Raw genomic sequence first — 2,604 nt, 5'->3', positions numbered from 1 at the left:
GAAGTGGCCGGAGGTCTCTCCCGTCCGAGGACGGACCGGCGCCCCGGGGCGGACGGCCGCCCGTGATGACGAGGACACCGCGTCGGGGATACTCCCCTCCCGTGGCGAGCCGAGTCTAGCCCCGCCCCGGGGACCGGTCGCGCCGGGGCGCCGGGCGCGTCGCTCAGTGCCGGCCGACGTGCTCCGGCGTGGCGTGCGCGTGGTCGTGACCGGCGTGGTCGTGACCGGCGTGGTCGTGGCCGCCGTGCGCGTGTCCGGGTGACGGGAGCGGCGCTCCGCCGAAGACCGGGCTCGCGGCCTGCTCCGCGGTGAGGCTGCCGTGCGCGACGGCCCGCTCGCGCAGCATCCGGAGGACGGAGCCCCCTCCGACGCCTCCTCCGGGCTGCATCGCCAGGTCACGCACGGGGAAGCCGGACGGGGTGCCCAGCAGCCCCAGGACGCCGGAGGCGTCGGCGTCGAGCACCTGCAGAACGGGGCCCTCGATGCCCTGGTCCCGCACGGTGGACACGGGCTCGTTCACGAGGAGGACGACGTCCCCGGTGCCGGAGAAGAACCGCATCTGTTCGACGATCTCTCCGCAGTAGCCGCAGCCGTTGCGCCACGAGACCACGGCAACGTCCCCGTGGTCCGGCGTCAGCCTCGCGAGCGCGTGCGACATCTGGGACTCGGAGCCGTCCTCGTGCCGGACCCGCACGTCCGGAACGACGAACCCCGCCGCGGGGAGATACTGATCGCCGGTGTCCTCGCCACCGATCAGACGCGGCCCCTGGGCCTGGTGCGCCTGGCCGGTCATCACATTGACTCCGATGGCCTGGATGACGGCCGTCACCAGCTCGACGATCGCCTCGGCGCCGAGTGCAGGACCCGCCGCCACCTTGCCGTTGGTGCCGAGGAGCAGCGCGGCCGGCGTGCCCGCGATGCCGAGCGCGGAGAACACCGTGCCTGTCGGGTCGGCGTACAGGTGCGCGTCATGAGCGCCGTAGACGCGGAGCGCCTGTTCGCGCGGGGTGTTCGCGACGAGGATGACGTCGACCTCGCCACCGAGGCCGTGACGCCACTGGGGCACGATCTCGGCGAGATCATGGCAGGCACCGCACCCCGGTGCCACGCCGATGACGAGCTGTGCCCGCTCGGCGCTCAGCGCGGCCAGGGTCCACTCGGCGCCGGTGGCGTCGATGACACGGGCGTCCGGGATCAGCACCGGCTCGCGGGACGCGGGCCTGGCCTCGGCGGTCTCGAGCCGAGCCTCTAGGTCGACGATCCGCCGGCCCTGGGCGTGCAGCCGGCCGACGAGCAGTGCGACGCTCGCGACGGCCGTCGCGCCCAGCACGCCGAGCAGCACCTCGGCGGGGCCGCTCCCGGTCAGGACGGGCAGGACGCCGCCGGACACGGGGGCGGTCACGGCGACGAGGAGCGCAGAGACCAGGAGGCCGGCGTTGCGGGCGACGGTGAGCGCCGACACCGGCTCCTCGGAGGCGCTGCCGAAACAGGCGCACGGCACCTCGTCCTCTCGCCTGACCAGCCGGACCACGACGACGGTGAAGGCCGCGACAAGCACGGTTGCCGACAACGCGACGAACACCAGGGCCGATCCCCGGGTGGCGAGCAACAGGACGCCGAGCAGCACCTCGGCGATCGGGAGTGCCAGTGCCGCCGGGCGGACGAGTCGCTCGGGCAACACGTCGAGCCGTGCGAGGCCGTCGGCGGTGCCGGTCAGGTCACGGAGCTTGAGGACACCACTGACGAGCAGAGTGCCCGCGAGCACCAGCGCGCAGAGCAGGAGGAGGGCGGCCACGGCGTCAGCAGCCGACCTCGAACGCAGGCGCCGGGTCCGTGGGCTGCGGGCAGGAGTTCTGCGGTCCGCACTGGCAGATTCCGACCCGGTAGGCGGCCGCGAACGTGGGACCACCGAGGAGTCCGCCGCCGGAGTCGTTGTCGATCGCGAGGGAGACCCCGTCCTGACAGACGTAGGGCGCCTGGCAGGACGAGCTGAAGAGGATGCCCGCGGTGGACAGGGCGTTGACGAACGTCACGAGCGCCGCGTCGAGGGTGTTCAGCGCCACGGCGAAGAGCGCGTTGCCGCCGCACGAGAACGTCTGGATGCACAGCGAGCCGAGTCCGCCGTCCGCGAACGGCGACACGCAGATGTTCGTGGGCAGCCCCGGCTGCCTGATGCAGGCGTCGAGGGTGTCACCCTGGCCGGTCAAGCCTGTTGCCGCGGCGTAGAACGTCGCGAATGCCGCCACCAGGGTGTTGAAGGCCGTGATCAGGGCTCCACCCGCGGCCAGGCAGACGCCGGTGCACGTCGTGCCGCCACACGAGGTGATGAGCGGCGCGAGGTCGGCGCCCACGCAGATGTTCGCGAGCCCCAGGGGACCGGTCCCGACACAGACCAGACCCGGTGCGCACGAGCAGTTACCGGTACCGCCCACGTCGAGGAGGCACTGCTGCGGGGCCGTGCTGCAGGCCACGCAGACGCCGGGCGAGGCGGCGTTCGCCGGGGCCGCGATGCCGATGGCGATGGCGGGCACGCTCCACGCGGCGCCCTGGGCGACGGTGCGGCGGGACGGCCGTCCGATCGCCTCGGCGATGGACTCGACCGTC

General features: G+C 73.3%; 1 protein-coding gene and 1 pseudogene. Both read right to left on the bottom strand.

Annotated elements, in window-relative coordinates:
• Positions 1-163: 163 nt before the first annotated feature.
• Positions 164-1,795 (bottom strand): MauE/DoxX family redox-associated membrane protein, encoded by a 1,632-nt coding sequence (locus tag EPD83_RS20120; RefSeq protein WP_164896770.1) that lies wholly within the window; start codon positions 1,793-1,795, stop codon positions 164-166.
• 4 nt (positions 1,796-1,799) lie between these two features.
• Positions 1,800-2,604: pseudogene (locus tag EPD83_RS20115) on the bottom strand (hypothetical protein); the annotation flags it as partial.

Source organism: Phycicoccus flavus (genome assembly GCF_004025965.2).
GTDB classification, from domain to species: domain Bacteria; phylum Actinomycetota; class Actinomycetes; order Actinomycetales; family Dermatophilaceae; genus Phycicoccus; species Phycicoccus flavus.
This window is presented reverse-complemented; position numbering and strand designations above follow the sequence as displayed.